We start from the raw sequence: 25320 nt of genomic DNA, 5'->3' as shown, positions 1-25320 counted from the left end.
GCCCTTGCACACCCTGCACGACGACGGCCGGTGGCACTACCGGCGGTCCCTGGCCAGCCGCGTAGCGCTGCTGACGACCGCCGCGGTCGGCGTGGCGATCTCGCTGATGGCGCTGGGCGCCTTCGTCACCATGCGGATGGAGCTCCAGGACTCCCTGGACGAGTCGCTGCTCAACCGCGCCAACAAGGCTGCGTCGTACACCACGCTCGCGCAGATGACGGCCCGCGACGTGCCGTCGTGGATGCTCGGCGCGGCGGACGTGCGGGTGGCCTTCGTGACCTCCGACGAGGGGGTCCTCACCGCCGACGACGACGGTCCGTCGATCCCCCTCGGCCGGCGCGAGCTGGACGTGGCGGCCGGCGACACTCCCCACAGCGTGCGCACGGTCGTGGCCGCGGACGGCACCCGCTACCGCGTCGCGACGGTGCCGGCCGGGGCGCAGCAGGCGCTCGTGCTGGCCCAGCCGCTCGCCCCGCAGGAGCGGACGCTGAACCGCCTCGGCACGATCATGCTGACCAGCGGCGGCATCGGCATCCTCACCGCCGCCTTCGCGGGCTGGGCTGTCGCGCGCAACGGCCTGCGGCCGGTGCGCCGCCTCACCGCGTCGTTCGAGGACATCGCCCGGACCGAGCGGCTCACCCCGCTCGCGGTCGAGGGTGACGACGAGATCGCCCGGCTGGCGACCAGCTTCAACCAGATGCTGGCGGCCCTGTCGGCCTCACGGGACCGGCAGCGGCAGCTCGTCGCCGACGCGGGGCACGAGCTGCGGACCCCGCTCACCAGCCTCCGCACCAACATCGACCTGCTCGCGCAGGCCGGCGACGGCCTTCCCCACGCGGCCCGCGGCGAGCTCCTCTCCGACGTGCGCGCCCAGACCGAGGAGCTGACCACCCTGGTCGGCGACCTGGTCGAGCTGGCCCGTGACGAGCAGATCGACCACGTCGTCGAGCGCATCGACTTCGCCGAGGTCGCCGAGCGGGCGGTGGCCCGGGTGCGCCGCCGCGCTCCCGCCGCCACCTTCGACGTGGTGCTCGAGCCGTGGCCGGTGCGTGGAGAGTCCGCGGCACTCGAGCGTGCGGTGACCAACCTGCTCGACAACGCCGCCAAGTGGAGCCCTCCCGACGGCACCATCACCGTGCGGCTGGCCGAGGGCGTGCTCACCGTCGACGACGAGGGCTCGGGCATCTCCGACACCGACCTGCCGCACGTGTTCGAGCGCTTCTACCGGTCGGAGGAGTCGCGGTCGATGCCCGGCTCCGGCCTGGGCCTGTCGATCGTGCGCCAGGTGGTCGAGCGGCACTCCGGCGCGGTCCGGGCGGACGCCTCGCCCGCCGGCGGCGCGCGCGTCTCCATGTGGCTGCCGGCCGCGTCAGCCTGACCCCAGCGCCGCCTCGAGGGCGTGCGCCTTCCACCACGACTCCGCCCACTCCTCGCGTACGTCGGAGCGCACGGTGATCCCCCCGCCGGTGCCGAGCAGCCAGCGCCCGTCGCCGCCGGTCATCAGCGACCGGATCACCACGCCGAGGTCGGCGCGACCGTCGGCGCTGACCCAGCCGAACGCGCCCGCGTAAACACCCCGAGCCGTCGACTCCACGTCGCGGATGATCTCCATCGTGCGCAGCTTCGGGGCCCCGGTCATCGAGCCCGCGGGGAACAGCGCCCGCAGCGCGCCCACGCTCGACACGTCGTCGCGCAGCCGGCCGCGCACGGTCGAGACGAGCTGGTGCACCGACGCGTAGGACTCGACCTGCATCAGCGCCGGCACCTCCACGCTGCCGGGCTCGCACACCATCGACAGGTCGTTGCGCAGCAGGTCGACGATCATCAGGTTCTCGGCGCGGAACCTCGGGTCGGCCGCCAGCAGGGCGCGCAGCCGCTCGTCCTCGCCGACGGAACGGCCCCGGGGAGTGGTGCCCTTGATCGGCTTGGTCTCGATGGTCCGGTCGGCGCCGATCAGGGCGTACCTCTCGGGTGAGGAGCTCAGCAGCCAGGCCCGGTGATCGGCCAGGTCGTGCTGGAGGAACCCGGCGTACGGCGCGGGGCTCGCCCGGCGCAGCCGGCGGTAGACGTCAACCGGGTCGGCCGGCGACCCCCGCTCAAGGCGGTGCGTCAGGTTGACCTCGTAGCTGTTGCCGGCGTGCAGCTGCTCCTGCACCTCGACGAAGGCCGCGGCGTACTCGTCGGGGACCGGCGGCGCCTCGCCCTGCGGCGGCCGGCCGCCGCTCGCGGTCGTCGGGTCGTGGTCGAAGAGGCGCACCTGCCGGGCCCGCATCCACACCGCGTCCGGCAGCCCGCCGCCGGTGGTGGCGGGGAGGTCCCGCCGGGCGGCGTACCCGAGGTAGCCGAACCACTGGTCGTCCTCCTCCCCGGACCCCAGCTCCGCCTCGAGCACCCCGAACACGTCGTCGCCGACCACCTCGGACCGGCCGCCCGAGTGCCGGCTGACCGTGCCCCGGCCGGCGTCGTAGGTGAGCGAGACGTCGTCGTCGTCGAGCCACCCCACGACCGACCGGCGCCCCGACCACTCCCTGGCGCCGCCGCCGTCGAGCCAGAAGCAGCGCGGGTGGCGGGCGGCCACGTCGGTGAAGAACTCCTCCGGGCCGGTCACGTCAGGCCCAGGAAGTTGGCGACGAGCTCGGCGCCGTGGACCGAGAGGATCGACTCGGGGTGGAACTGCACGCCCTCGAGCGGCAGGCGGCGGTGGCGCACGCCCATCACGACGCCGTCCTCGCTCCACGCGGTGGCGACCAGCTCCTCGGGCAGCGCGACCGCGGCCAGCGAGTGGTAGCGCACGGCGTCGAAGTCCTGCGGGAGCCCGGCGAACACGCCCGCACCGTCGTGCCGGATGTGCGCCACCTCCCCGTGGGCGGGCGCGACCCGCTCCACGTGACCGCCGTACGCCGTGACCAGGCCCTGCATGCCCAGGCACACGCCGAGCACGGGGCGGGTCGCCTCGAGCAGCAGGTCGACGCCCACCGAGAAGTCGGCCCGCCTGCTCGGGTGTCCGGGGCCCGGGGACAGGACGACGTGCGTGAACCCGGCCAGCGCCGCGACGGTGGTCTCGTCGTGCTGCACCACCTCCGGCACCCGTCCGGTGACGCCGGCGACGAGGTGCACGAGGTTCCACGTGTAGGAGTCGTGGTGGTCGACGACGACGACTTCCGGCACGGGTTCAACCTAGTGGTCGCTGGTCGTCGGGTCGTCGGGTCGGGATCCCCGGATATCCGGGGATCACCACGGTTTGCCGGCGTTGCAACCCCCGCACAGCGCGAGGAGTGACGGCAGAGCTCAGCGCAGCCCGGCCGGAAACGGCCTGAGCCGAGTGCGGCTACCGGCCGCCCCGGAGCGCATCCTCATGGGCGGGCGAGTCAGGCGCCGAGGTGTCCTGCCCGTCGAGGGACCTGCTGCGGCGGAGGGCTGCGGTCGAGGGAGCCAGCACGAGCAGCCCCACGAAGATCCACAGGAGCGTCGACTCGCGGTTCCCGGTGAGCGATGGCATCCCGAAGGACGAGCCCAGGACCAGCACCGTCACGGCGACCGCGAGCACTCGCTCCGGTGCCGCCAGGCGGCGGCTCGCACGGTACGTGCGCGCCACGATGATCGCGTGCACGATCAGCATCAGGCCGACTCCCACGAGCCCACCGGTGACGATCGCCTCGCCCCACGTCGAGTCGTAGGAGACCTGCAGGCCCCGCGCACCGAGCCCGATCACCGGGTCGTGATGAAGGATCTCCGCGGCGATCCTGGCGAGCCCTTCGGGCACCGTCGGCTCCACGGGATCGGGAGCACCGGGGGTCACGACAGGCGCCGGCACATCGCCGGCGCTGCCGAAGCGGCCGGCGCTGATGGTGTACAACGGCGAGTCGCCCGCCTGGACGCTCGCGCGGTACCAGCTGAGCATCGTCGACGCTCCCCAGGCGCCGGTGAGCCCGAGCCCGGCCCCGGCCACCGCCGCGCCCACGGTCACCGCACCGGCTGCGCCCATCCGGGCCCGGTTCCGACGGTCGGTGAAGAGCATGACCGCTGCGACCGCGATGCCGCCCACGACGAAGACCTTGGACAGGGTGAGCAGCCCGCCCACGATGACGAGTGACCACGCGAGGTAGTGCGGCCATCGCGCCGTCCCCGAGATGCGCACGAGATAGAGCACCGCGAAGGCCGCCAGGCTGTAGGCGATGCCGGCTTCGGCGGGCTGGTTGAAGACGCCTGAGAAGCGCCCGTTCTGCCCCGCCAGGACGGCGACGGTCAGGTCCGAGCTCCCGGCCGCCCAGAAGCGGCCGAGTACCGGGACGTCCATGCCGGCGTAGGCGGTCCAGATCGAGACCAGCGTGTTGAGGCACATCCCCGCGACGAGTGCCTGGCAGGCGACGCGCAGGAGGTCGTGGCCCCTGGCGAGGGCCCCCCAGAAGGTGACCGTCACGATCGTGGCCATCGGCAGCAAGGCGTTGTCCAGCCCGGCGACGAGCGAGCCCGACTTCCAGATCGTGTCGTTCACCGCCGTCAGGGTCGCGACGAGGGCGACCGCGACGTAGCAGGCCCAGACCGCCAGGAGCGGCACGGCAGGCCTCAGGAACAGCCACAGCCGGGGGGCCTGCGTGACGAGGATCGCGCCCGCCGAGCCGTACATGGCCAGCTGCTCGGTCCGGACGCCGGAGACGACGTACGGGCCGAAGACGCAGACGATGCAGGCAACGACCCACCACCGGACCCACGAGGGAGTGGTTGCGAACTGAGCGCTTCCGGTGGAGTCAGGCATCACGTCAGCATAACGTCGCCCGTTGGCCGTCCTGACCGCCGCTGGACCGCGGCCGGACACCTGGGCGTGCTATGAACGCGCGCGGCATCGGCGCCCTCTCGTCAGCGGGTCAGGTCGTGGCAGGCGGGGCTCACGGCTGCGCCCCGCGTCGCCCGCGCGCACCGGTCGAACGCCTTCAGCTTGCCCATCAGCACCTCGACCTCCGCCTGGTTCCGTGGGGCAGCGAACGTGTTCTTCCGCTCCCAAGGCCGCTTCGCGTACGAGTAGAACTCGTACCCGCGTTCGACGCTGGCCGGCGTCGGGTCGAGGTCGTACCGGATGAGCAGCCCCGTGCGGCTGCGCACGGCGACGTACGACGGGATCCGGCTCAGCTCGTCGCCGGTGAAGGCCTGGTCGGGGTCGTCGCTCGACCTGGGTGAGGTGTGCTCGAAGAAGACGAAGTTGCGCTCCGCCTTCGCCGGCGACCGGAGCGACGGCACCAGCGAGCTGCCCGAGCGGTAGCGCGGCGACGCGACGCCCGCGAGGTCCTCGAACGTCGGGGCGAGGTCGATGTTGTTGACCATCTCCGCACGCGCGCCGGGTGTCACGCCCGGTCCCGCGATCAGCAGCGGCACCCGCACGTCCGTGTCGTACGCCGTGCCCTTGCCGCGGCCGAGACCCAGCTGCCCGAGGTGGAACCCGTTGTCGGAGGTCAGGACGACGTAGGTGTCGTCACCGACGGCCTTGATGATCTTGCGCAGGGTGCGGTCGACCGACTGCGCCATCTGGGCGCGGGTGCGCAGCGAAGTGACGTACGCCGAGGTCGGGAGCCGGCTGGCCTGGGTGTTCCAGGCGGTGGCCGGGCTCCCGTTGCGGCGGCGCGGCCGGTTGTCGCTGCTGTCGTCGGCGTACCCGGGCAGGTCGTCGACGGTCAGCCGGCGACACGGCATCCCGCAGTTGCCGGCGGCGTTCGTGCCGCCCGGGCGATCGCGGAACGCCGGCGGGAAGAGCGGGTCGCCGGGGTAGGCGCCCTCGGCCGTGGTGCGGCTGTGGGTGGCGTACGGCGCCACCTCGAGGAAGTACGGCGCCCGGTCATCGCGGTGCGCGCGGATGAAGTCGAGCGCGTAGTCCTCGATGATCTCGCCGGCGTAGGCGTCGTCGAGGGCCTCGGTGGTGGAGCCGAGCGGCGGCGCCGGGTGGGCGCGCAGCTGCAGCTGTCCGCCGCTGATCGTGGTGCTGTGGAAGTCCCACCCGTCGTAGGCCGAGCCGAACACCACGTTGAACTGCGACCAGCCCGGAGGGACCGGCGGGACGGGCTTGCGGCCGGGGACGTACTCGTACTCGTTGAGGTACTTGCCCACGAACCCCGTGGTGTAGCCCGCCCCCTGCAGCCGGGTGTTGAAGCTGCGCTCGGCGTTGCCGTAGGTGTCGAACGCCTCCCAGCCGCCCATCGGCCCATCGGCCCCGGCGCCGGCGGCGGTGTTGGTGCGCACGCCGGTCTGGTGCGGGTACTGCCCGGTGAAGATGCTGCTGCGCGAGACGCAGCACAGCGAGTCGACGACGAAGGAGTGCGGGTACGACGCGCCCGTGCGGGCCAGCCGGCGCGCGCCCTTCATCGTCTGGAGCAGGTCCATCGAGAAGTCGTCCATCAGCACGAACACGATGCTGGGGCGGTCCGCCTGGGTGATCGCCGGGGCCACGGCGCCGCCAGCAGCGGGACGGACCTGGGTGGTCAGCGGTGCGGACTGGTCGGAGACCGGCCGAGAGGAATCAGCGGCGGACCCGGGACTGACCCCGAGCACGCTGCAACCCGCGAGCAACGCCGAGCCGGCCATCAGGCCGATCAGCGCTGCGATGCCCCCGTGACGTCGCATGCGCGCGGTGTCCCCCTCAAACCGGTCTCCACTGAAGTAGACGCAGCGGACTGCGATCAGGTTGCCCGAAATGCGAACGGATTTCGGTCATTTCGCCGAAGACGTGCCGACCAGGTCGCGCACGAGCTCGTGGATGAGGTCGCGGCCGCGCTCGGTGAGGATCGACTCGGCGTGGAACTGGATGCCGCGGTAGTGCGGCCCGCGCACCAGGTGGATGTCGCCCGTCGCCTCGTCGGCCTCGACGCTGACACCGTCCGGCAGCGGGCCACCGGACCTGCCGACGAACGTGTTGTAGAAGCCGACCCGCTCGACCCGGCCGTCGATCTCCACCGGCGACTGGGTGCCCTGGAAGACGATGTCCTTGAACTCGAGCGGGATGCCGAGCCGGTGGCAGAGCGCCTGGTGGCCCAGGCAGATGGCGAGGAACGGCTGGCGTCGCTCGAGCAGCCGGTCGACCGCAGCGCGGAACCGCCGCATCTTCGGGTCGTCGTCGTCGCGCGGGTCGCCAGGACCAGGCCCGACGACGACCAGGTCGAAGTCGTCGAGCGCTCCGTCGGCGTAGGCGTCGTGCCGGATCACCTCGCTGGTGAGCCCGAGGACGCCGAGGACGTGCCGCAGCATGTTCACGAAGTCGTCCTCACCGTCGAGGATGCCGACCCGCTGGCCGGCCAGCGACGGGTCCGGCGGCGCGCCGGCCTGGTCGGTCAGCCAGAACGTGCTGAGGCGGCGGTTGCGGGCGTTAAGCGCGAGCAGCACGTCCTCGTCGTTGACCAGCTCGGCGATGTTGACGTCCGGCGTGGGCGCCGCCGGCACCAGGCCGAAGGCACTGAGGATGCCACCGGCCTTGGCGTGGGTCTCCGCGACCTCGTACGCCGGCTCGGAGTCGCGCACCAGCGTGGCGCCCGCAGTGACGGTGAGCCGCCCGTCGAGGCCGACGTCGGCGGTGCGGATGACGATGGGGCTGTCGACCACCGGCCCGCCCGAGGCGTCGCGGCCGAGGATCGCGAGCGCGGCGCCGTAGTAGCCGCGGCCCTCGGTCTCGTACCGCTTGATCAGCCGGCAGGCGTTCTCCACCGGCGAGCCGGTCACGGTGGCGGCGTACATCGTGTCGCGCAGGACCTCCCGCGGGTCGCGACCGGTGTGCCCGGCGAGGAGGTACTCGGTGTGCACGAGGTGGCTCATCGGCTTGAGGAACGGGCCCAGCACCTGGCCGCCCTCGGTGCAGATGTCGCACATCATCTTCAGCTCCTCGTCGACGACCATGAAGAGCTCGTAGATCTCCTTCTCGTCGCGGAGGAAGTCGAGGAGCCGGTCGTGCACGCCGCCGTCGCGGGGGATGCGGAACGTGCCGCTGATCGGGTTCATCCGGACGTCACCGCCGTGGATGGTCACGTGCCGCTCTGGGCTGGCGCCGATGAGGTAGCGGTCGCCGGTGAAGAAGACGTAGGTCCAGTAGGCACCCCGCTCGCGCTGCAGCAGCCTGCGGAAGACGGTCAGCGCCGTGTGGGCCCCCCAGTCGGCGACGGTGGCGCGGTAGTGCCTGCCGATGACGAGGTTGGCGCCCTCGCCCTGGCCGATCTCGTCGCCGATGATCGACTCGATGACCTTCGCGTAGTCCTCGTCGGAGGTCTCGAAGCCGCCCCGGTCGGTGAACTCCACGCCGGTGTCGTCGATCGCGTCGACCACCTCGGCAACGGAGAACTCGAGCTCGGACTCGACGTCCACGACGACGAGCGGGGTGCCGTCGTCGTGTGCCTCGAAGCCACGCTCGCGCACCTGCCGGAACGGGACGGCCAGCAGCCGGTCGGCGATGTGACCGTCGCGGGGCGGGCCCTCCTCGAGGGGCACATCGAGGAGCGACTCGACCACTCGACGCGTGCCGCCCACGATGCCGACCGTGTCGCGGTCGCCCGCCCGGGTGGAGCGCCGGATGATCGCCCATGCCTCGTGCGCCTGGATCGCCTCGATCGCGGCACGGGCGTCAGCGGCAGTCATGGCGAAACCCTAGCCACGGCGCGCGGGTCGAGCCGCGCCCGTCCATCGGTGGGACGTCGATCGAGGCGTCAGGGAGCCCGGTAGGCCGGGAAGAACGAGCCCGGGTCGCCGCCGCGCCGAGCGGCACAGAGGGCGTCGTACGTCGAGGAGTCGGCCGTGAGGCGCACGCCCTGGAAGGGCTGCACCCCCTCGGGATCGAAGGCGCGCTTGTAGCGGAAGATCCCGTCACCCGGCTGGTATCCCCCGCCGAGGACGTAGCCGTCCATGCCCAGCCCTGCGGCGTGGCTGATCACCTCGTGCTTGAGCAGGTCGTTGGGGGCCATGGGGAAGGCGTCTTCGAGCGTGCCGCCGAGGAACGAGTAGCAGCGCCGGTCGCTGGTGAGGACCAGTTCGGTGGACACGGTGCGACCGTCGCCGTCCAGCACGTCCGCGACCCAGTAGGAGCCGGCCATCCGGTCACGGATGGTGGCGAAGTAGTCGGCGCCGAAGTAGTAGTGGTCGGACGCCGAGCGTCGTCGCATCGTGTCGTGGTAGATGCCCAGGAACGCCTCGAGGCCGTCGAAGTCGTCGCGCACCGTGACCTGGAGGCCGGCGCGACGCGCCTTGTTCACGTTCTTACGGACCTTGTGCTCGTAGGTGCTCCACTGCTCCTCCGGGGAGCGACCGAGGTCGACGACGACGTTGTCGGCCAGGTGCACGGCCTCGTAGCCGTCGAGGTCCAGGCTCGCGGGCATCGGGACACCCAACGACGCGCGCAGGAAGGCGGTCACCACCCTCGCCTCGCGCATCCACTCGAGCAGCGCGCTCATGAAGGCCGCCACGTCGGGCGCTCCGGACGTGAAGGGGCCGCCGTACCCGTAGGGCGAGACCGCGTCGACCCAGCCCTGGTCGCTGACCTCTCGGACCTCCAGCGAGTCCGGGAGGGGACGCGTCACCAGGGGAAGCAGGATCTCCCCGCCGTCGTCCGCCCAGCAGACGGCGCGGGCCTCCTCGCCCGTGCCGCACTGCAGCTCGACGTACGCCGGGTGCGCGAACGGCTCGCGGCCGGTCGCGGCCCACGCCTGCTCCCATCGGGCGGACGAGTCCGTCTCGAGGGTGAACGTCGCCATCACCGGGCTCCGGACGCATTGGGGGTGCTCACGAGGGCCCTGCGATCGCCCGGAGGTCCTCTGCTGCCATCCGCACCGAGCGGTCCAGGAGCTCGAGCCGCTCCAGCGCGGGGGCGGAGTCCCCGGGCGTCACGACCAGGGCCCGGCTCAGCGTGGGGAACACGGCGCCCAGCGCACCGAGGAGACCGGTGTCCGAGGCGTCGTCAGGCGAGAAGAGCCTGAGCACCTCCTCGCCGATCCGTCCCACGTGGAACTCCCTGTCGCGGAAGGTCCCGTGGAGCTCGCAGAAGCCGAAGAGGCCGAACCGCGCAAAAGACCCGTGGAGGTCGGCGAACGCGATCCCTGTGTCGGTGTCCCTCTCGGAGGTTGGGAGGGGCATGGTCCACCAGGACGACGACGACCGAGCCCTGAAGCCGAGGTGCTCGTACAGGCGACGCGCCGCGGTGCTTCCCTCGAACACGTCCAGCTCCATCCGCTGCACGTCCGGCCGTTCCTCCAGGTAGGCCCGCATCAGCGCCGTGGCCAGGCCCTGGCCCCGCGCTGCCGCGGAGACGCACACGTGGGAGAGGAAGCCCGTCGCGGGCTCGGGGTGCCGGAAGTCCGCCAGCCCGACGATCCCGCCCGGCCCGGCGTCGGCGACCAGGAAGCGGAGGCCGGGGAAGCTCCCCGGATGCTCGACGAAGATCCTCCAGAACTCGCCCGTGCGGGGCTGGGTGGTGACGAGGTGGTCGCGGAGGGGTGGATCGAAGGACCTCCGCGAGAGCTCGGCCATCTCCTCGACGTCTTGGACTCCTGCGAGGCGGATGACGGTCAAGAGGAGCGCTCCACGGTGACGGCGCGGCGTTCGTCGTCGAGGTCCCGCATCACCGAGACGGGTGCGGCCACCGCACCGTCGCGCGTCAGGACGCCCTTGATGGTCCTCCCGACGATCTTCAGGTCCAACCAGGGGGAGACGTGGTCGACGTACCACGTGTCCAGGGCGAGCCGCTCGTTCCACGTCGCGAGGTTGCGGCCGGTGACCTGGGCGAGACCCGTGATGCCCGGGCGCACCAGGAACCGCCTGCGCTCCGCGTCCGAGAAGTACGGCATGTACCGGGGCAGCAGCGGGCGGGGTCCGACCAGGCTCATGTCTCCCTTGAGCACGTTCACCAGCTCGGGAAGCTCGTCGAGGCTCGAGGTGCGCAGCGTGCTGCCGAACCGCGTCAGCCGGTCGGCGTCGGGCAGGAGCTGCCCGTCCTCGTCGCGCTGGTCGGTCATGGTGCGGAACTTGAGGATCGTGAACAGCTTGCCGTGGCGGCCGGGGCGCTCCTGGCGGAAGAGCACGGGACTGCCCAGCCGCTTCCTGATCAGTGCAGCCAGGACCGCCATGGGTACGGCGAGCAGGGCGAGTGCCGACGCGGCCCCTGCCACGTCGATCGCACGCTTCGTCCTGGCGTACGGCACGCGGCTCGCCGCCCGGCCCAGCACGTCGGCGAACCGGGCGCTGCCGACGGCCAGGGAGAGCTCCCGCTCGTAGTAGGCACTGCCCCGCCGACCCATGGCCGCACGCTCCGCCGGCGGCAGAGCCTTGAGACGACGGATCGCGGTGACCATCGCCGCGGGATCCTCGGGCGCGAACGCCTCGCCGGCCTCGGCAGCCTCGACCATCGCGGCGGCGTCCCCGCGGACACCCATCAGCAGCGGCTTGCCGATCAGGAGGTAGGCCTGGATCTTGGACGGGATCGTGATCTCGAAGAGCGGGTCGTCCTTGAGGTGCACGAGGAGCGCGTCGGCCGCAGCCAGGACCTCACCGATCTCCGAGGTCGGGCGGCGAGGCAGGAAGACCAGGTTCCGTAGACCCATCTCGGCCGCCTGACGGGTCAGGCTCTCGACCGCGATGCCACCGCCGACGAGCACGAAGCGCACGTCCTCGTCCTCCCGCATGGCGTGCGCGGCCTCCAGCACCGTCTCGAGCGCCTGCGCCTTGCCCATGGTGCCCGCGAAGACGACGTTGAAGGTGCCCTCGAGACCCAGGCTGCGACGGGCAGAGGCTTCGTCGACCGGCTCGATGGCATCCTCGTAGGTCCAGTTGGGGATCACCGTCAACTTGCGGTCGTCGAGGCCCTTCGCCAGGAGACGCTGCCGGAAGCCCGCGGAGAGCACCACGACGTGCGCCGAGCACCGGTAGGCGACGTCCATGAAGGCGCCGACGACGCCGAGCACACGGGGGTTGCCCACCATGCCCGTCGCCTGCAGCGTGTCCGGCCACAGGTCCTGGATGTCCAGGACGTACGGCACCCCGCGCAGCAGCCGCAGCGCCATGGCGGGCAGAGCCGTGGTGCCCGGGGGGTGGTAGACGTAGGCGACGTCGGGTCGGCGACCGAGCAACGCTGCCAGCGTCGAGGTGGCCGCGAAGGAGCAGTAGTTGAGCGCGCGACGGGCGCCGGAGGAGTCGTGGCTGGGGTAGAGGGCGACGCGACGCACCACGACACCGTCGACGACGGTGCGCTCGTAGGCCCTGATCCGGTAGCCGTCGTACACCGTGCCACCGGGGTAGTTGGGGTAGCCCGTGATCACCTCGACCTCGTGACCCTGGCGCTGCAGCTCCTTGGCGAACTGGAGTCCCTTGAAGGTGGGCTCGGGCTCGAACCACTGGGTGAGGAACAGGACCCGCATGGCGACGAGGGTAGTCCCGCGGGCGGGACGCAGTGGCAACGGCACCTGCTCCCGCTCGGTCCCTCCGGGTGGGACACCTACACTTGGCCGCTCATGCTGTGCTGCGCGAGAGAGGTCGCTGGATGAAGCCCGGGCTAGGCCCAGCCTCGTGCGGGCACGCGATCCCTGCCCGCCCCCCTCGACGACGCCACGCGTGGACGGGTCGCCCGTGAGCGGCACCAGACCGGTCCTCATCGACGCCTCCAACCTCCACGTCGGTGGCGGCGTCCAGGTGGGGGCATCGCTCATCGACGAGTTCGTGCGGCTGCCGGACGCGCCGTGGCTGCGGACCGCCACGATCCTGGTCAGCAGCGAGGTGCACGCCAACCTCAGCGCGGCTGCGCGAGGGCTGCCCGGTCTCCGGATCCATGACTCGAGGCCCTACAAGATCCGGCAGTGGATGCCGCGCCGGCGCCGGCACGACGTCTCGTTCCTCGTCTTCGGGCCCGAGTACGGCTGGCCGCGGGCCCGCCGGCGGATCGTCGGCTTCGCCGACGTGCGTTCGGTCTTCCCGGTCCCTGCCGGTGAGGCGAGCAGCAGGCGCCAACAGGCGTTCCTTGCGCTGCGAGGCTTCGTGTCGCGACTCCTGACGAGGACAGCGGACCGGCTGGTCGTCGAGTCCCCTGCGATCGCCAAGCAGCTCATCCGACGGAGGGTCGCCGACGCGGACCACATCGACGTGGTGAGCAACTCCTACCACGGCATCTTCGACGAGCCCGAGCACTGGACGCCTCTTCCCCGTGCGCTGCCGGACACTGCGCCCGACACGCACGTGCTCTGCTACGTCGCGCGGGCCTACCCGCACAAGAACCACGAGTTCCTGCCGCGCCTGGCCTCCGAAGCAGCGGGTCTGGGCGCCAAGCTCAGGTTCGTGGTCACGCTGACCGCGGCCGAGTGGGAGTCCATGTCGGAGAAGTTCCGCTCCTGCTGCGAGAACATCGGACCGATCTCCATAGACGTCGTCCCCACCGTCTACGGCGCAGTGGACGGCGCGATCTTCCCCTCGTTGCTCGAGGCGTTCTCGGCCGCGCCTCTCGAAGCGATGCGGATGGGGCGCGTGCTGTTCGCCTCCGACCGGGACTTCGTCCGGGACGTCTGCGGCGACGCGCCCGTCTACTTCGACCCCCTCGACGCCGCGGGTGCAGCGAAGGCCGTCGTCGAGACGCTCTCGTCGCCCGACCGGGTGGCGGCCCATGTCGAGCTGGGTCTGCGACTGGCCGATCAGCTTCCCAGCTCGGCCGACCGCGCCGAGAGGGTCGCCGCCATCCTGCAGGCCGAAGTGACCCGGATAGGAGCTGGCCGTTGACGTCACGTGCGCGGAACACCGTCGAGGTGCTCTACATCTCGAGCGCCCCCTCACCAGACGAGTTCGCACGGATGAAGCAGCTCGTCCGAGAGGGATCGCAGACCGCGACGTACGGCATGCCGGAGGCGTCCTTCAAGTTCCACACCCTCGTCCAGGAAGGCCTGACGAGAGTCCAGGGCTGTCATGTCTACTCGGTGGTGGGCCGGGCCGTCGCTCCGGCGCTCCACCGCGGACGCTTCTGGCCGCGCAGGTCTGAGCACAGGTCCCCGAACCACGTGATCGACCACATGGCGTTCCCGAACGTGGCGCTCGCCAAGCAGGGGACGGCCTCGCTCGCGCTGTACTGGCGAACCCTCCTGTGGCGCTGGCGAACCCGCAAGGCGCCGACGCGGCTCATGATCCTGGACGGGGCGTACGTGACGGCCATGCCGGCGCCGTTGGCCGCCCTCGTCGGTGCCCGAGTCGCCCGGGTGGGCATCTTCTGCGACCTGTACTCCTACATGGCCGACGTCGCGGACGCGTCCCACCGGGACGTGGGAGTCGTCCACAAGATCGCACGGCGGGTCGTGGCCGCCTGCGTGAGCCGCCTCGATGCCTTCGTGGTCCTCACGCCGCACATGACCGACGTCCTGCCCGTAGGGCATCGTCCCTCGATCGTGATGGAGGGGCTGGTCAGCGAGGATCCCCATCACGGGGAGCCGGGGGCCAAGAGCGAGAGCCCGACGGTGCTCTACGCCGGCGCGCTCCGCAAGGAGTACGGGCTCGAGGACCTGGTGGTGGGCTTCCAGCAGTGGGACCACGCAACGGCTCGGTTGATCATCTACGGAGACGGTGACTACGCCGAGGAGCTGCGAGAGATCGCGCGTGCCGATCCTCGTGTCCAGTTCCACGGTCCTCGCCCCTTGGACTTCGTCATGGCCGAGGAGAGACGCGCCTGGCTCCTGGTGAACCCGCGCCCGATCGATCAGGAGTTCACGAAGTACTCGTTCCCGTCCAAGAACATGGAGTACCTGGCGTCGGGCACCCCGGTCGTGACGACCCGCCTGCCGGGCATGCCCGCGGAGTACTACGACCACGTGCTGACGATCGATCAGCCCGGTCCCGAAGGGGTGCGGCTGGCACTCGGGGCGGCCTTCGCGTCGACCCTCGAGGAGCTGAACGCCCGGGGAGCGGCCGGCAGGGCGTTCGTCCTGCAGCACAAGAACAACGTGACCCAGGCGCGGCGCATCGTGGCTCTCGCGGACGAGGTGATCGGCCGAGCCCGCCGGCCCTGAGGCCGGGGTGGACTTCTGGCCGTCGAGCTCAGGGTGCTGCTGGCGGCGCGGGCGGTGATCCTGCGTCGACCCCGCCGGCGACCCGCCCCGCGGGCTTCGTCAGCCGCAACGCCGCGAACCAGCTGGAGGCGGCGATGACGAGCGTCACCGTGGTCATCGACAGCTGCACGGAGAGAGCGGACCCGACGATCACCCCGGCGGTGCAGGCCAGCGTGATCACTCCTGCCGCGTAGGCCATCCGGAAGCGAAGGGCCAGCTTCGTGTATCCCCCGGTGAGCATCAGCGCGATGCTGCCCTGCCACAGCGACAGTCCGACCACCTCCAGTGCCGTGACCGGCAACAGCCGATGCGCCGGCTCCCAGGTCTCACCCAACAGCTCCTGACCCCAGGACGCGGGCAGTGCCAGCAGGATGCCCGCCCACAGCACGGTGACGGCGACGAGGACGACGGTGACCCCCACCACGAGACGTCGGGCGACCGGCCAGGCGTGTCGCGCGGCCTCGGCCACGGCCCCCATCCCCACTGCCGAGATGAGGACGTTGATGGGGGTCAGGAGTGCAGAGGCGCCACGGATGGTGCCGACTGCGATCGAGGACACGACGACAGCGGTCACGGCAACCACGATCAGTGGTGCTGCGGCAGCGATGGCCGCGTCCCACAGCAGATGGCGGCGCCTGCGATCGCGGCGGAACCAGTGTCCGGTCCCCTTCACGATCGGCTTGACGAGAGACGGCAGCAGGGCGAGCAGGGCCAGCAGGGCGCCACCGACCCACACCGCGACCGCCGCCGTGGGCGACACCGCGTCGGTGACGATGAACCACACGTACCCGAGGGCGAGGACCACCAGCCACAGCGAGTCCGAGGCGAGCGCTCGGCCGGGTGTCCCACCGCCGATGTTGACGTAGCGGCCGATGTCCTGGGCCACCAGCAGAGGCGAGGCCACCGCCAGGATGAGCATCGCGGTGCTGGGCGATCCTCCCGGTGCCAGGATCCACGCGACGAGGCCCACCGCGACCCCGACCGTGCTTCCGAAGGCCAGCGCGACAGCGATGCTCCGGCCGAGGAACTCGCGCGCCTCCTCCCCCTCGAGCGCGCTGAGATCCGTGTTCAGGGGGATGCCGAGACTGGAACGGCTCAAGCTCAGGGCGAACGTGAAGACCGTGAAGACGAGGACGAAGGCGCCGAAGTCCCGGGTGTTGCTCGACCGGGCCATCAGGAGCAGGAACAGGAAGTTGCTCAGGCTGCTCGTCGCCTGGTCCAGGAGGACGGTCAGCCCGCGCGTGGCGGCTCGACTGGGGCGACGAGTCAGGTACCTCATGCTAGCGGGATCGCGCGCAGCCGCTGCGCGCCCTGGGCGACGTACGGGCCCACGCCCTGCTCACCCGGATGCCTTCTGGAGGAACTGCTCGATCGTCTCCGTCACGTACTGGAACTGCTCGTCGCTCAGGGCGGAGCCGCTCGGCAGGGAGAGACCGGTGCGGAAGAAGCGTTCCGACGTGCCGTTGGCGTAGGCCGGCGCGGACGCGAACACCGGTTGCAGGTGCATCGGCTTCCAGAGCGGCCGCGCCTCGATGTCGTGCGCGGCGAGGTGGAGCCGGAGGTCGTCGGAGGTCCAGCCGGCGCGGTCGGCGTCGACCAGCACCGAGGTGAGCCAGAAGTTGTCGACGGTCGTGCCGGCGTCCGCGGTCGCTCCGTCGTCGCCGCCGAACATGGTCACCCCCGGCACCGCTGCGAAGAGTGCGCGGTAGCGCGTGCGCCACTCCCGGCGGCGCTCGAGCATGGCGGGCAGCCGCTCCAGCTGAGCACGCCCGAGCGCGGCCAGGAGGTTGGACATCCGGTAGTTGAAGCCGGTCTCCGTGTGCTCGTAGTGCACCTCCGGCTGCCGGGCCTGCGTCGACAGGTAGCGGACCCGCCGGGCGAAGTCGGCGTCGTCGCAGAGCAGCGCGCCCCCGCCCGAGGTCGTCATGATCTTGTTGCCGTTGAAGGACACGATGGAGGCGATGCCGTCCTGCCCCGCCGGTCGTCCTTCGCGGAAGGCCCCCAGCGACTCGGCGGCGTCGACGACGTGGGGTACGCCGTGCCGCTCGGCCACCTCTGCGAGCGCGACGTGGTCGGCGACCTTGCCGATGAGGTCGACCGGGAGCAGCGCCGAGACGTGCGCCCCCTGCGCCTTCTGGTCGCCGATGGCCTTGTCCACCAGGGCAGGGTCCACGTTGCCGGTCTCGTCGGAGTCGACGAACACGGGGGTGGCCCCGGTGTAGGTGATCGCGTTGGCCGTGGCGGCGAACGTCATGCTCGAGGTGACCACCACCGAGCCGGGAGTGACCCCCACGCCCAGGAGAGCGAGGTGGAGCGCCGCCGTACCGGAGGAGAGGGCGACAGCGTGCTTGCGACCCGTGAAGGCGGCCAGCTCGGCCTCGAAGGCGTCGACGTCGGGGCCGAGGGGCGCGACCCAGCCGGAGCGGAGCGCGCCGACGACCGCCTGCTCCTCACGCTCGGTGACGTCGGGCGAGGACAGGTAGATGCGTGCCGTCATGCGCGACCCACTGCGGCCAAGTCGTCGAGGTCGGCCGGATCGAGCGGCGGCACGGAGACGCTCCTGATCATCGGGTGCTCGGTGGTCCGGGACCGCTCGTCGTCGCCGAAGAGCTTCTCGTGCAGCTTCTCCCCGTGCCGCAGGCCGGTGAACACGATGTCGACGCTGTGGGCGTTGGAGAGGGCGATCATCCGCTTGGCGACGTCGAGGATCTTCACGGGCTGACCCATCTCGAGCACCATCACCTCACCGGCACGACCCACCGCGCCGGCCTGGACGACCAGCTCGCACGCCTCCGGGATCGTCATGAAGTAGCGGCTGACGTCGGGGTGGGTGACCGTGATGGGCCCTCCGGCGGCGATCTGGGCGTTGAAGGTGTGGAGCATCGAGCCGCGAGAGCCGAGCACGTTGCCGAACCGCACGCTGATGTAGGGACGCTTGGTCTGCTGGGCCTGCCAGGCGGTCAGCTGCTCTGCCGCGCGCTTCGTGGCACCGAGCACGCTGGAGGCGTCGGCTGCCTTGTCGGTGGAGATGTTCACGAAGTGCTCGACGTCGTACTCGCCCGAGAGGCGGAGCAGGTTGAGCGTGCCCAGCACGTTGGTCTTCCAGCCCTCGCTGGGGAAGCGCTCCAGCATCGGCAGGTGCTTGAGGGCGGCGGCGTGGAAGATGATCTCGGGCTTCTGGTCCTCGAAGACCTCGCGCAGGCTGTCGTAGTCGCGGATGTCGACCAGCACCGTGTCGGGGTTGTCGAGCAGGCCGTGGCCGTAGATCGAGAGCTGGACAGCGTGGAGTGCCGACTCGTCGCGGTCGAGCATGATGAGGGTGGCCGGACCGAACCTGCGCACCTGGCGCGCGAGCTCGGAGCCGATGGACCCGCCGGCGCCGGTGATGAGCACGCGCTTGCCGGTGAGGTACCCGGCGATGGCGCTCAGGTCGGTCGACACCTGGTGGCGCCCCAGCACGTCGCCGATCTCCACCGGACGGATGTCGGTGGCCTCGACGCGGCCCCCGATGAGCTCGCTGACCCGCGGGAGCACGAAGAAGTCGAGCTCGGCCTCCTGGGCCTGCTCCTGCACGCGACCGATCAGGGCGCCGGCGGCGTTAGGCACGGCGAAGATGACGGCGGTGGCGCCACAGTCGGCGGCCACCGATGCCAGGTTGTGGCCGCTGCCCAGCACCGGCACGCCGTGGATCTTCAGGTGGCGCTTGCCGGGGTTGTCGTCGACGTACCCCACGATCCGGAAGGACAGGTGGGGGTCGGTGCGGACCAGGTTGGCGACCTGGCGCCCGGCGTCGCCCGCGCCGTAGATCACGGCGTTGCGCAGCGTCTCCGCACCAGTCTCCTCGGTGCGCTCGCGGAAGGCGCGGTAGAGCCAGCGGAACGCGGCGCTGATCAGCAGTGCGACGGGCGGCACCAGGACGGGGATGCTGCGGGGCAGCCCGGGGTAGAGCACCGAGCCGCTCAGGATGGTGATCACCGTGACCACGCCGATGTGCAGCGCCAGCCCGAGGGCCTCGTCGAAGGAGCCGACGAGGAACCGGCCGCGGTAGAACTTCGTGGCGTATCCGATGGCGATGAGGAGCACGCCCACCGTCAGCCAGTAGCGCAGCACGGACGCCCACTGGACGTCGGTGATGGTGAAGTCGAGACGGATGCCGATGATCACGGCCAGCGCGATGCTCCAGCTCGCCACGTCGAGCGCCGCGAGTGCTCCGCGGCGCACCCACGGGATGGAGAGGATCATTCCTCGCCCGTCTCGGTCGTCGGCGTACTGCGCGCTCATGGTGTTTCCCCCGAACAGTGACGGTGGCGCGGGTTTCCCCGGACTGGCTCGCTCGGATCGTATCGCGAAGCCCCGGTCATCCCCGATTTCAGCGAACGGTGGTCAGCAGCTGGGTGGCCCGGGTGAGCACGACGTAGAGCGTGGCCCGCCCCGTCGCCGACTCCGCCTCGATCTCGTCGGGACGCACCACCACGATCCCGTCGAACTCCAGGCCCTTGGTGTCGAGACCGGTCAGCACCACGATGCGGTCCTCACCACTCGGTGCGACCGACGAGTCGACCGCCGAGCGGGCGCCAGGGGCGTCGTCGGCGAACTCCGGCCAGCCCGCCAACCAGGCGTTGACCTCGCTGCGTCGGGCCGCGGGTACGACCATCGCGACGGTGCCGGCCACCTGGCCGGCGGTCCGGGCGACCGCCTCGCGGGTCGCCGACTCGAGATCGTCGCCGCCGACCACCTCCCGGGGCGCCTCCCCCGTGGAGCGCACGGCGGTCGGCAGGTCTGCGTCGAGCCCGACGCGGCGGGCGTAGGCCGCGGCGTACTCGTAGATCTCCGAGGAGTTGCGGTAGTTGGTGGAGAGGTGGAACTCGTGCAGCGCCTTGCCCGCCAGGGCCTCTGCACGGGCGCGCGCGGACTCCTCGGGCACCGGCCAGGACGACTGCGCCGGGTCACCGACGATCGTCCAGCTCGCCCCGCGGCCGCGGCGGCCGACCATCCGCCACTGCATCGGGGTGAGGTCCTGCGCCTCGTCGATCAGCACGTGGGCGAACCCGTCGTCCTCGATCCGGTGCGTGGGCGGCGCCCACGCCCGGCCGCTCGGGGCGTACTCGCGCTCCGAGGCGGTGGTGAGCTCCTGCAGGTCGACGTCGCCCCGCGACGCGACGAGGGTGTCGTCCTCCTCGGTGTGCTGCGGCACGTCGCCGAGGGCGTAGCGGAGCTCGTCGAGCAGCGGCACGTCCTCCACGCTGAGGCCGCTCCCGTTCCACGACTTGGCGAGCAGCCGCTGATCCTCGTCGCTCACGACGCCGTCGCCGACGCGGGCCAGCAGCTCCGGGTCGCGCAGCCAGCCGAGTACCGTCAGCGCGTCGAGCGGGGGCCACCAGGACACGGCGAAGTCGACGAAGGCCTGGTTGGAGAGCATCTCCTCGTCGAAGTACTCCCGGCCCCGCTCGCGCCCGCGCTCACCGCGCACCTGGCGCCACATGGCGTCGAGGAGGCTCGCCGCCACCCGGGACAGCTGCCGGTTGCGGGGACCCTGCGTCATCAGCCGGCGACGTACCCTGCCGAGGACGGCCTGGTCGAGGTGGATGCGGTCGTCGCGCCAGAAGACCGAGAACTCCCGGGGGCTGCCGGGCGCCTGCTGCCGCGCCGTACGCCGGACCAGCTCGGCCATCCGCTCGGAGCCCTTGACGTCGGCCACCGCGGGCTCGTCGTGACGGGTCGCCCGCACGCCGTCGACGACCTCGCCGAGGCTGCGCAACGCGATCGCGGTCTCGCCGAGGCTGGGCAGGACGCGCTCGATGTAGCGCATGAAGACGCCGCTCGGGCCCACGACCAGCACGCCGCCGCCTTCGTAGCGGCGGCGGTCGGAGTAGAGGAGGTACGCCGCCCGGTGCAGCGCGACGACGGTCTTGCCGGTGCCCGGGCCACCCGAGATCGAGACCACGCCGCGGCCCGGCGCGCGGATCGCCCGGTCCTGCTCGGCCTGGATGGTCGCGACGATGGAGTGCATCGAGCGGTCCCGCGCGCGGGAGAGCTGTGCCATCAGCGCGCCCTCGCCGACCACGGGCAGGTCGGCCGCGGCGGGGTTCTCGGCGTCGAGCAGCTCGTCCTCGACCCCGACCACGGTTCGGTGCTCCGAGCGCAGCACCCGGCGGCGTACGACCTGCTGCGGGTCGGCCGCCGTGGCCTGGTAGAACACGGCGGCGGCCGGGGCGCGCCAGTCGATCAGGATGGAGTCGCGCTGGTCGTCGCGCAGCCCGATGCGACCGATGTAGCGGGGCTCGGGGTCGAAGCCGGCGTCGAGGTCGAGGCGGCCGAAGACCAGCCCCTCGTGGGCCGCGTCGAGCTGGGCGATCCGGCGAGCCGCCTGGAACACCATCGCGTCGCGCTCGACCAGCCCGCCCTCGTGTCCGAGGTGGGCGCGTCCGTGACCTTCGGTCGCCAGCTGGGCGGCCGCCGTGGCGGAGCGCTCCAGCTGCACGTAGACCCGGTCGACGAATGCCTGCTCGGCAGCGATCTCCCGCTGCTCGACCTGTTCAGCCAACTCCTGCTTCCCCCAACGCTTCCGTGAACCGGCAAAGGGAGAACTCTACCGGGCAGGGGCAGGGACTATCGCTTCCGGGACAAGAAGGCCGTCATGGCCGCGCGCGCCTCGTCGGTGGCGAACAGCCTCGCGCTGAGCGCGGCCATCTCGGCGCCGCGGGCCTCGATCCGCGCGACCAGGTCGGCGTTGAGGATGCGCTTGGACTCGCGCAGACCCTGGGCCGTGCCACCGGCGAGGCTCTCGCACACCCGGTCGACCTCGGCGTCGAGGTCGGCCGCCGGCACGGCCTTCGTGACCAGGCCGTACGCCGCGGCCTCGGCTCCGGTGAAGACCTCACCGCCCAGCGTGGTCAGCGCCGCGGCGCGCGGGTGCATGCGGTGGTGCACGGTCAGGCTGATGATGGCCGCGGCCAGCCCGAGCTTGACCTCGGTGAGCGCGAAGGTGGCGTCGTCGGCACTGATGGCGACGTCCGCCGCGGCGACGACGCCGATGCCGCCGGCGCGCACGGCGCCCAGGTTGGCGGTCACCACCGGCTTGTCCATCGTGACGATCAGCCGCTGCAGGTCGACGATGCGCCGGGCGCCCTCCTCCATGCCGTCGGCGGTCGCCTCCGACAGATCGGCACCGGAGCAGAACACCTTCCCGCTGCTGCGGATCAGCACCACCCGGACGTCCTGGTCGCCCGCTGCCCGCTCGAGGTGGCCGCCGAGCTCGGTGACCAGCTGCCGCGACAGGGCGTTGCGGTTGTGCGGCGAGTCGAGGGTGATCGTGGCGCGGGGCCCGCTGGCGTCGTACTGCACGAGCGTGTTCATGCCGGCCATCCTGTCAGCCGGGGTCGCCTTCCTTGTAACGCGGAGTTAATGACACTGGGACACCCGCAGACCGGGCGCCCAGATGGCATAACTGCGCGTTACAAGGACGAGGGCGGCCGCTAGCCATCCACAGGGACCCCCGATCGAGGGTCATCCACACGCACCCCTCTCTCGCGCACCGGCGCCCGACGTACGACGGCAGGGTGCGGCGATGCGCCTCGACCTGCTGCCGGCAGTGCTGCCCGGCCCCCACGGACTCATCACGCACGCGATGGCGATGTCGGCCGGCCTCGAGCCGCGCGACGTGAAGGCGCTGGTGGACAGCGGCGAGTGGGTGCGCGCCCACCGCGGCGTCTATGCCCCCGCCGCCGACTGGGCGCAAGCACGTACCCGCGGCGAGCAGTGCCGACTTCTGTCGCGGGCCGCGAGCCTGAACATGTGGACCGAGCACGTCCTCTCCCACGAGTCGGCGGCCCTCGAGCACGCGATGCCCGTGCTGCTGCCCGAGCCGTTCCTGCCTCACATCACCCGGCCCGGCGTCCTGGGCAGTCGGCGACGCGGTGGCGTCGTGCACCACAAGGCGGTCTTCCGCGACGACCAGGTCGTCGAGCGCAACGGGTTCGCCGTGCTCGACCTGGCTCGTACGGCGGTCGATGTCGCCCGCTGCTCGGGCGAGCGAGCGGGCCTGGTCGCGTGCGACGCCGCGCTCCGGCTGGGGGCCTCCCGGGCGAGCCTGCGAGCCGCCGTGGAGCCGATGGCCAACTGGCCCGGCGTGCGCACCGCCCGCCGCGCCATCGGCAACGCGGACTCCGGCGCCGACGGCCCCGGTGAGTCGTTGATGCGGCTGATGGTGCTCGAGCTGGGGCAGGGGCGCCCCCAGACCCAGCTCCGGCTCAGCGACGGCTCCCGCACGGCCTACTGCGACGTGGTCCTGGGTCGCCATGTCTTCGAGTTCGACGGTCGGGTCAAGTACCAGCCCGCCGACCGCGGCGGCCACGCCGGCACCGACCCCGCAGAGGTCGTGTGGCAGGAGAAGCTGCGGCAGGACTGGATCGCCGCACACCGTCTCGGCGTCTCGCGAGTCGTCTGGGCCGACCTGATGGCTCGTCGCTGGGACTTCACGCGGGCCCGCCTCGCCGGGGAGTACGCCGCCACGTGTCGCCTCTTCGGCACCGACGCGGCCGACCTGGCGCCGTACCGCTTCGCCGGCTGACGCCCCCTCGCTCCCCCGGACCACGGGGCGCTCCGGCGTGCCCGCTTCATGTAACGCGCAGTTATGAGCACTGGGACCCCCGCAGACATGGCTCTCAGTGGTCATAACTGCGCGTTACAAGGGCAATCCGCCAGGCGCTCCGCGACGAACGACCGGTATGGCCGACGGACTGCGCAGCTCCCTGAGAACCGGCATCCCCGCGGCCGCCGCCGGGGTGCTGGGCACGCTGGCGGGGCTGGCCGCCGCGCACCTGACGGCAGCGGTCACCGACCCGGCCACCAGCCCGGTGGTCTCGGTCGGCTCCACGGTCATCGACCTCACGCCCACGCCGGTCAAGGAGTGGGCGATCAGCACGTTCGGCACCGCCGACAAGCCGATCCTGCTCGGCTCGGTCGTCGCCGGCACGCTCGTGCTGGCCGGGATCGCGGGCGTGCTCGCCCGGCGCCGGTTCGCCCTCGGCGCCGGCCTGCTCGTCCTGCTCACCGGCCTGGCGGGGGCCGCGGCCCTGGCCAGGCCCACCGCGAGCCTCGTCGACGCCGTGCCGGCCGTGGTCGCCGCGGTCGTGGGAGTGCTCGCCCTGGCCGTGATCATCCGCCCGTCGCGCGGTCCCGACGCCACCGCGGCCGGTCCCCGGCTGTCGCGGCGCGACCTGCTGGGCGTCGGCGCAGGCGCGCTCGTGGTCGCCGTAGCCGGCGAGTGGGTCGCCCGAGCGCGCACCAGGATCGCCGACATCACGCTGCCGCAGGCCGCCAGGAGGACCCGGCCGCTGCCGGCCGGACTCGACGAGAGGCACCCGGGCATCACGCCGCTGCGCACGGCCACCGCCGACTTCTACCGCGTCGACACCCGGCTCACGCTGCCGATCGTCGACGTCGACTCCTGGACGCTCACCATCGACGGCGACGTCGATCGCGAGCTCACCTTCACCTTCGACGACCTGATGAGGATGCCGCTCGAGGAGCACGACATCACCATGACCTGCGTCAGCAACGACGTCGGCGGCCGGTACGTCGGCGGCGCGCGCTGGCTCGGCGTCCCACTCGTCCGGCTGCTCGGCCAGGCGGGGATCCGAGACGCGGCCGACCAGATCCTCTCGACCGACGTCGACGGCTTCACGATCTCCACACCGCTCGAGGTCGCCACCGACGGGCGCAACGCGATGGTCGTCGTCGGCATGAACGGCGAGCCGCTGCCTCGCGAGCACGGCTTCCCGTGCCGGCTCATCACGCCCGGCCTGTACGGCTTCGTCGGCGCCACCAAGTGGCTGACCAGGCTCACGCTCACGACGTACGCCGAGCGGTCGGCCTACTGGACACAGCGCGACTGGGCCGTCGACGCACCGATCAAGGTGTCGAGCCGCATCGACACCCCCAAGCCGCTCGCGCGGGTCAAGCCGGGCAGGACGGCCATCGGGGGCGTCGCGTGGGCTCAGACCCGCGGCATCAAGAGCGTGGAGGTCCGCATCGACGGCGGCGCCTGGCAGCGGGCCGAGCTCGGCCCTGAGGTCAACGTCGACTACTGGCGCCAGTGGTACCTCGCCTGGGAGGCCCCGGTCGGAACGCACCTGCTCGCGGTCCGGGCGACCACCCAGGACGGCGACGTGCAGAGCCCCGCCCGGGCGACGCCGTTCCCGGCGGGCTCCAACGGCATCCAGGAAGTCACGGTCTTCGTCGAGTAGATCCAATCCGCTCCGCCGACCGCACCGAACCACTCACCAGACACCGC

18 protein-coding genes are annotated in these 25320 nt (G+C 71.7%); 5 read left to right on the top strand and 13 right to left on the bottom strand.

The features are described from left to right. The first annotated feature begins 4 nt into the window (after positions 1-4). Positions 5-1378, top strand: a complete 1374-nt coding sequence (locus ACP7BP_RS14595; RefSeq protein WP_426245556.1) for a sensor histidine kinase — start codon at positions 5-7, stop codon at positions 1376-1378. Here ACP7BP_RS14595 and ACP7BP_RS14590 read toward each other — a convergent pair. The 8 genes from ACP7BP_RS14590 to ACP7BP_RS14555 form a co-directional block, all read right to left on the bottom strand. Beyond that, entirely contained in the window at positions 1370-2608 is a 1239-nt protein-coding gene (locus ACP7BP_RS14590) for an anthranilate synthase component I family protein (RefSeq protein ID WP_426245554.1), read from the bottom strand. The two genes, ACP7BP_RS14595 and ACP7BP_RS14590, sit on opposite strands and share 9 nt — an antisense overlap. After that, positions 2605-3168, bottom strand: coding sequence for an anthranilate synthase component II (locus ACP7BP_RS14585; protein WP_426245552.1), 564 nt, complete (start codon positions 3166-3168; stop codon positions 2605-2607). The genes ACP7BP_RS14590 and ACP7BP_RS14585 overlap by 4 nt, the downstream gene beginning before the upstream one ends. A gap of 160 nt (positions 3169-3328) precedes the next feature. Beyond that, positions 3329-4756, bottom strand: coding sequence for a hypothetical protein (locus ACP7BP_RS14580; RefSeq protein ID WP_426245551.1), 1428 nt, complete (start codon positions 4754-4756; stop codon positions 3329-3331). Between the two features lie 101 nt (positions 4757-4857). Beyond that, on the bottom strand, positions 4858-6609 hold the full coding sequence (locus tag ACP7BP_RS14575) for a sulfatase-like hydrolase/transferase (RefSeq protein WP_426245550.1): 1752 nt from the start codon (positions 6607-6609) through the stop codon (positions 4858-4860). An 87-nt stretch (positions 6610-6696) separates the two neighbouring features. Continuing rightward, entirely contained in the window at positions 6697-8604 is a 1908-nt protein-coding gene (locus ACP7BP_RS14570) for an anthranilate synthase family protein (protein WP_426245548.1), read from the bottom strand. Between the two features lie 68 nt (positions 8605-8672). Next, positions 8673-9713, bottom strand: coding sequence for a GNAT family N-acetyltransferase (locus tag ACP7BP_RS14565; protein ID WP_426245546.1), 1041 nt, complete (start codon positions 9711-9713; stop codon positions 8673-8675). A gap of 28 nt (positions 9714-9741) precedes the next feature. After that, entirely contained in the window at positions 9742-10527 is a 786-nt protein-coding gene (locus ACP7BP_RS14560; RefSeq protein ID WP_426245544.1) for a GNAT family N-acetyltransferase, read from the bottom strand. Beyond that, positions 10524-12368, bottom strand: a complete 1845-nt coding sequence (locus tag ACP7BP_RS14555) for a sugar transferase (protein WP_426245542.1) — start codon at positions 12366-12368, stop codon at positions 10524-10526. The genes ACP7BP_RS14560 and ACP7BP_RS14555 overlap by 4 nt, the downstream gene beginning before the upstream one ends. A gap of 208 nt (positions 12369-12576) precedes the next feature. Here ACP7BP_RS14555 and ACP7BP_RS14550 point away from each other — a divergent pair, with 208 nt between their 5' ends. Together ACP7BP_RS14550 and ACP7BP_RS14545 are read left to right on the top strand one after the other, a co-directional pair. Further along, positions 12577-13713, top strand: a complete 1137-nt coding sequence (locus ACP7BP_RS14550) for a glycosyltransferase (protein WP_426245541.1) — start codon at positions 12577-12579, stop codon at positions 13711-13713. Further along, positions 13710-14987: a glycosyltransferase gene (locus tag ACP7BP_RS14545; RefSeq protein ID WP_426245539.1), complete on the top strand. Its 1278-nt coding sequence runs from the start codon at positions 13710-13712 to the stop codon at positions 14985-14987. Before ACP7BP_RS14550 ends, ACP7BP_RS14545 begins: the two co-directional genes overlap by 4 nt. Positions 14988-15015: 28 nt before the next feature. Here the strand turns inward: ACP7BP_RS14545 and ACP7BP_RS14540 are convergent, their stop codons facing one another. The 5 genes from ACP7BP_RS14540 to ACP7BP_RS14520 form a co-directional block, all read right to left on the bottom strand. Next, positions 15016-16305 carry a hypothetical protein gene (locus ACP7BP_RS14540; RefSeq protein ID WP_426245538.1) on the bottom strand — a complete coding sequence of 430 codons (1290 nt, stop codon included), beginning with the start codon at positions 16303-16305 and terminating at the stop codon, positions 15016-15018. Between the two features lie 60 nt (positions 16306-16365). Then, positions 16366-17523, bottom strand: a complete 1158-nt coding sequence (locus ACP7BP_RS14535) for a DegT/DnrJ/EryC1/StrS family aminotransferase (protein ID WP_426245536.1) — start codon at positions 17521-17523, stop codon at positions 16366-16368. Beyond that, positions 17520-19307: a polysaccharide biosynthesis protein gene (locus tag ACP7BP_RS14530; RefSeq protein WP_426245534.1), complete on the bottom strand. Its 1788-nt coding sequence runs from the start codon at positions 19305-19307 to the stop codon at positions 17520-17522. The genes ACP7BP_RS14535 and ACP7BP_RS14530 overlap by 4 nt, the downstream gene beginning before the upstream one ends. An 88-nt stretch (positions 19308-19395) precedes the next feature. Further along, entirely contained in the window at positions 19396-21570 is a 2175-nt protein-coding gene (locus ACP7BP_RS14525; protein ID WP_426245533.1) for a HelD family protein, read from the bottom strand. Positions 21571-21635: 65 nt separating this feature from the next. Then, entirely contained in the window at positions 21636-22382 is a 747-nt protein-coding gene (locus ACP7BP_RS14520) for an enoyl-CoA hydratase-related protein (RefSeq protein WP_426245531.1), read from the bottom strand. A 211-nt stretch (positions 22383-22593) separates the two neighbouring features. Here ACP7BP_RS14520 and ACP7BP_RS14515 point away from each other — a divergent pair, with 211 nt between their 5' ends. Together ACP7BP_RS14515 and ACP7BP_RS14510 are read left to right on the top strand one after the other, a co-directional pair. Next, positions 22594-23595, top strand: a complete 1002-nt coding sequence (locus ACP7BP_RS14515) for a type IV toxin-antitoxin system AbiEi family antitoxin domain-containing protein (protein WP_426245530.1) — start codon at positions 22594-22596, stop codon at positions 23593-23595. Between the two features lie 157 nt (positions 23596-23752). Next, entirely contained in the window at positions 23753-25273 is a 1521-nt protein-coding gene (locus ACP7BP_RS14510) for a molybdopterin-dependent oxidoreductase (protein ID WP_426245528.1), read from the top strand. The last annotated feature ends 47 nt before the right edge of the window (positions 25274-25320 follow it).

The sequence above is a fragment of the Nocardioides sp. LHG3406-4 genome, from assembly GCF_049897745.1.
GTDB lineage: Bacteria > Actinomycetota > Actinomycetes > Propionibacteriales > Nocardioidaceae > Nocardioides.
The sequence above is the reverse complement of the archived record's forward strand: the minus strand, read 5'-3'. Positions and strand labels throughout refer to the sequence as shown.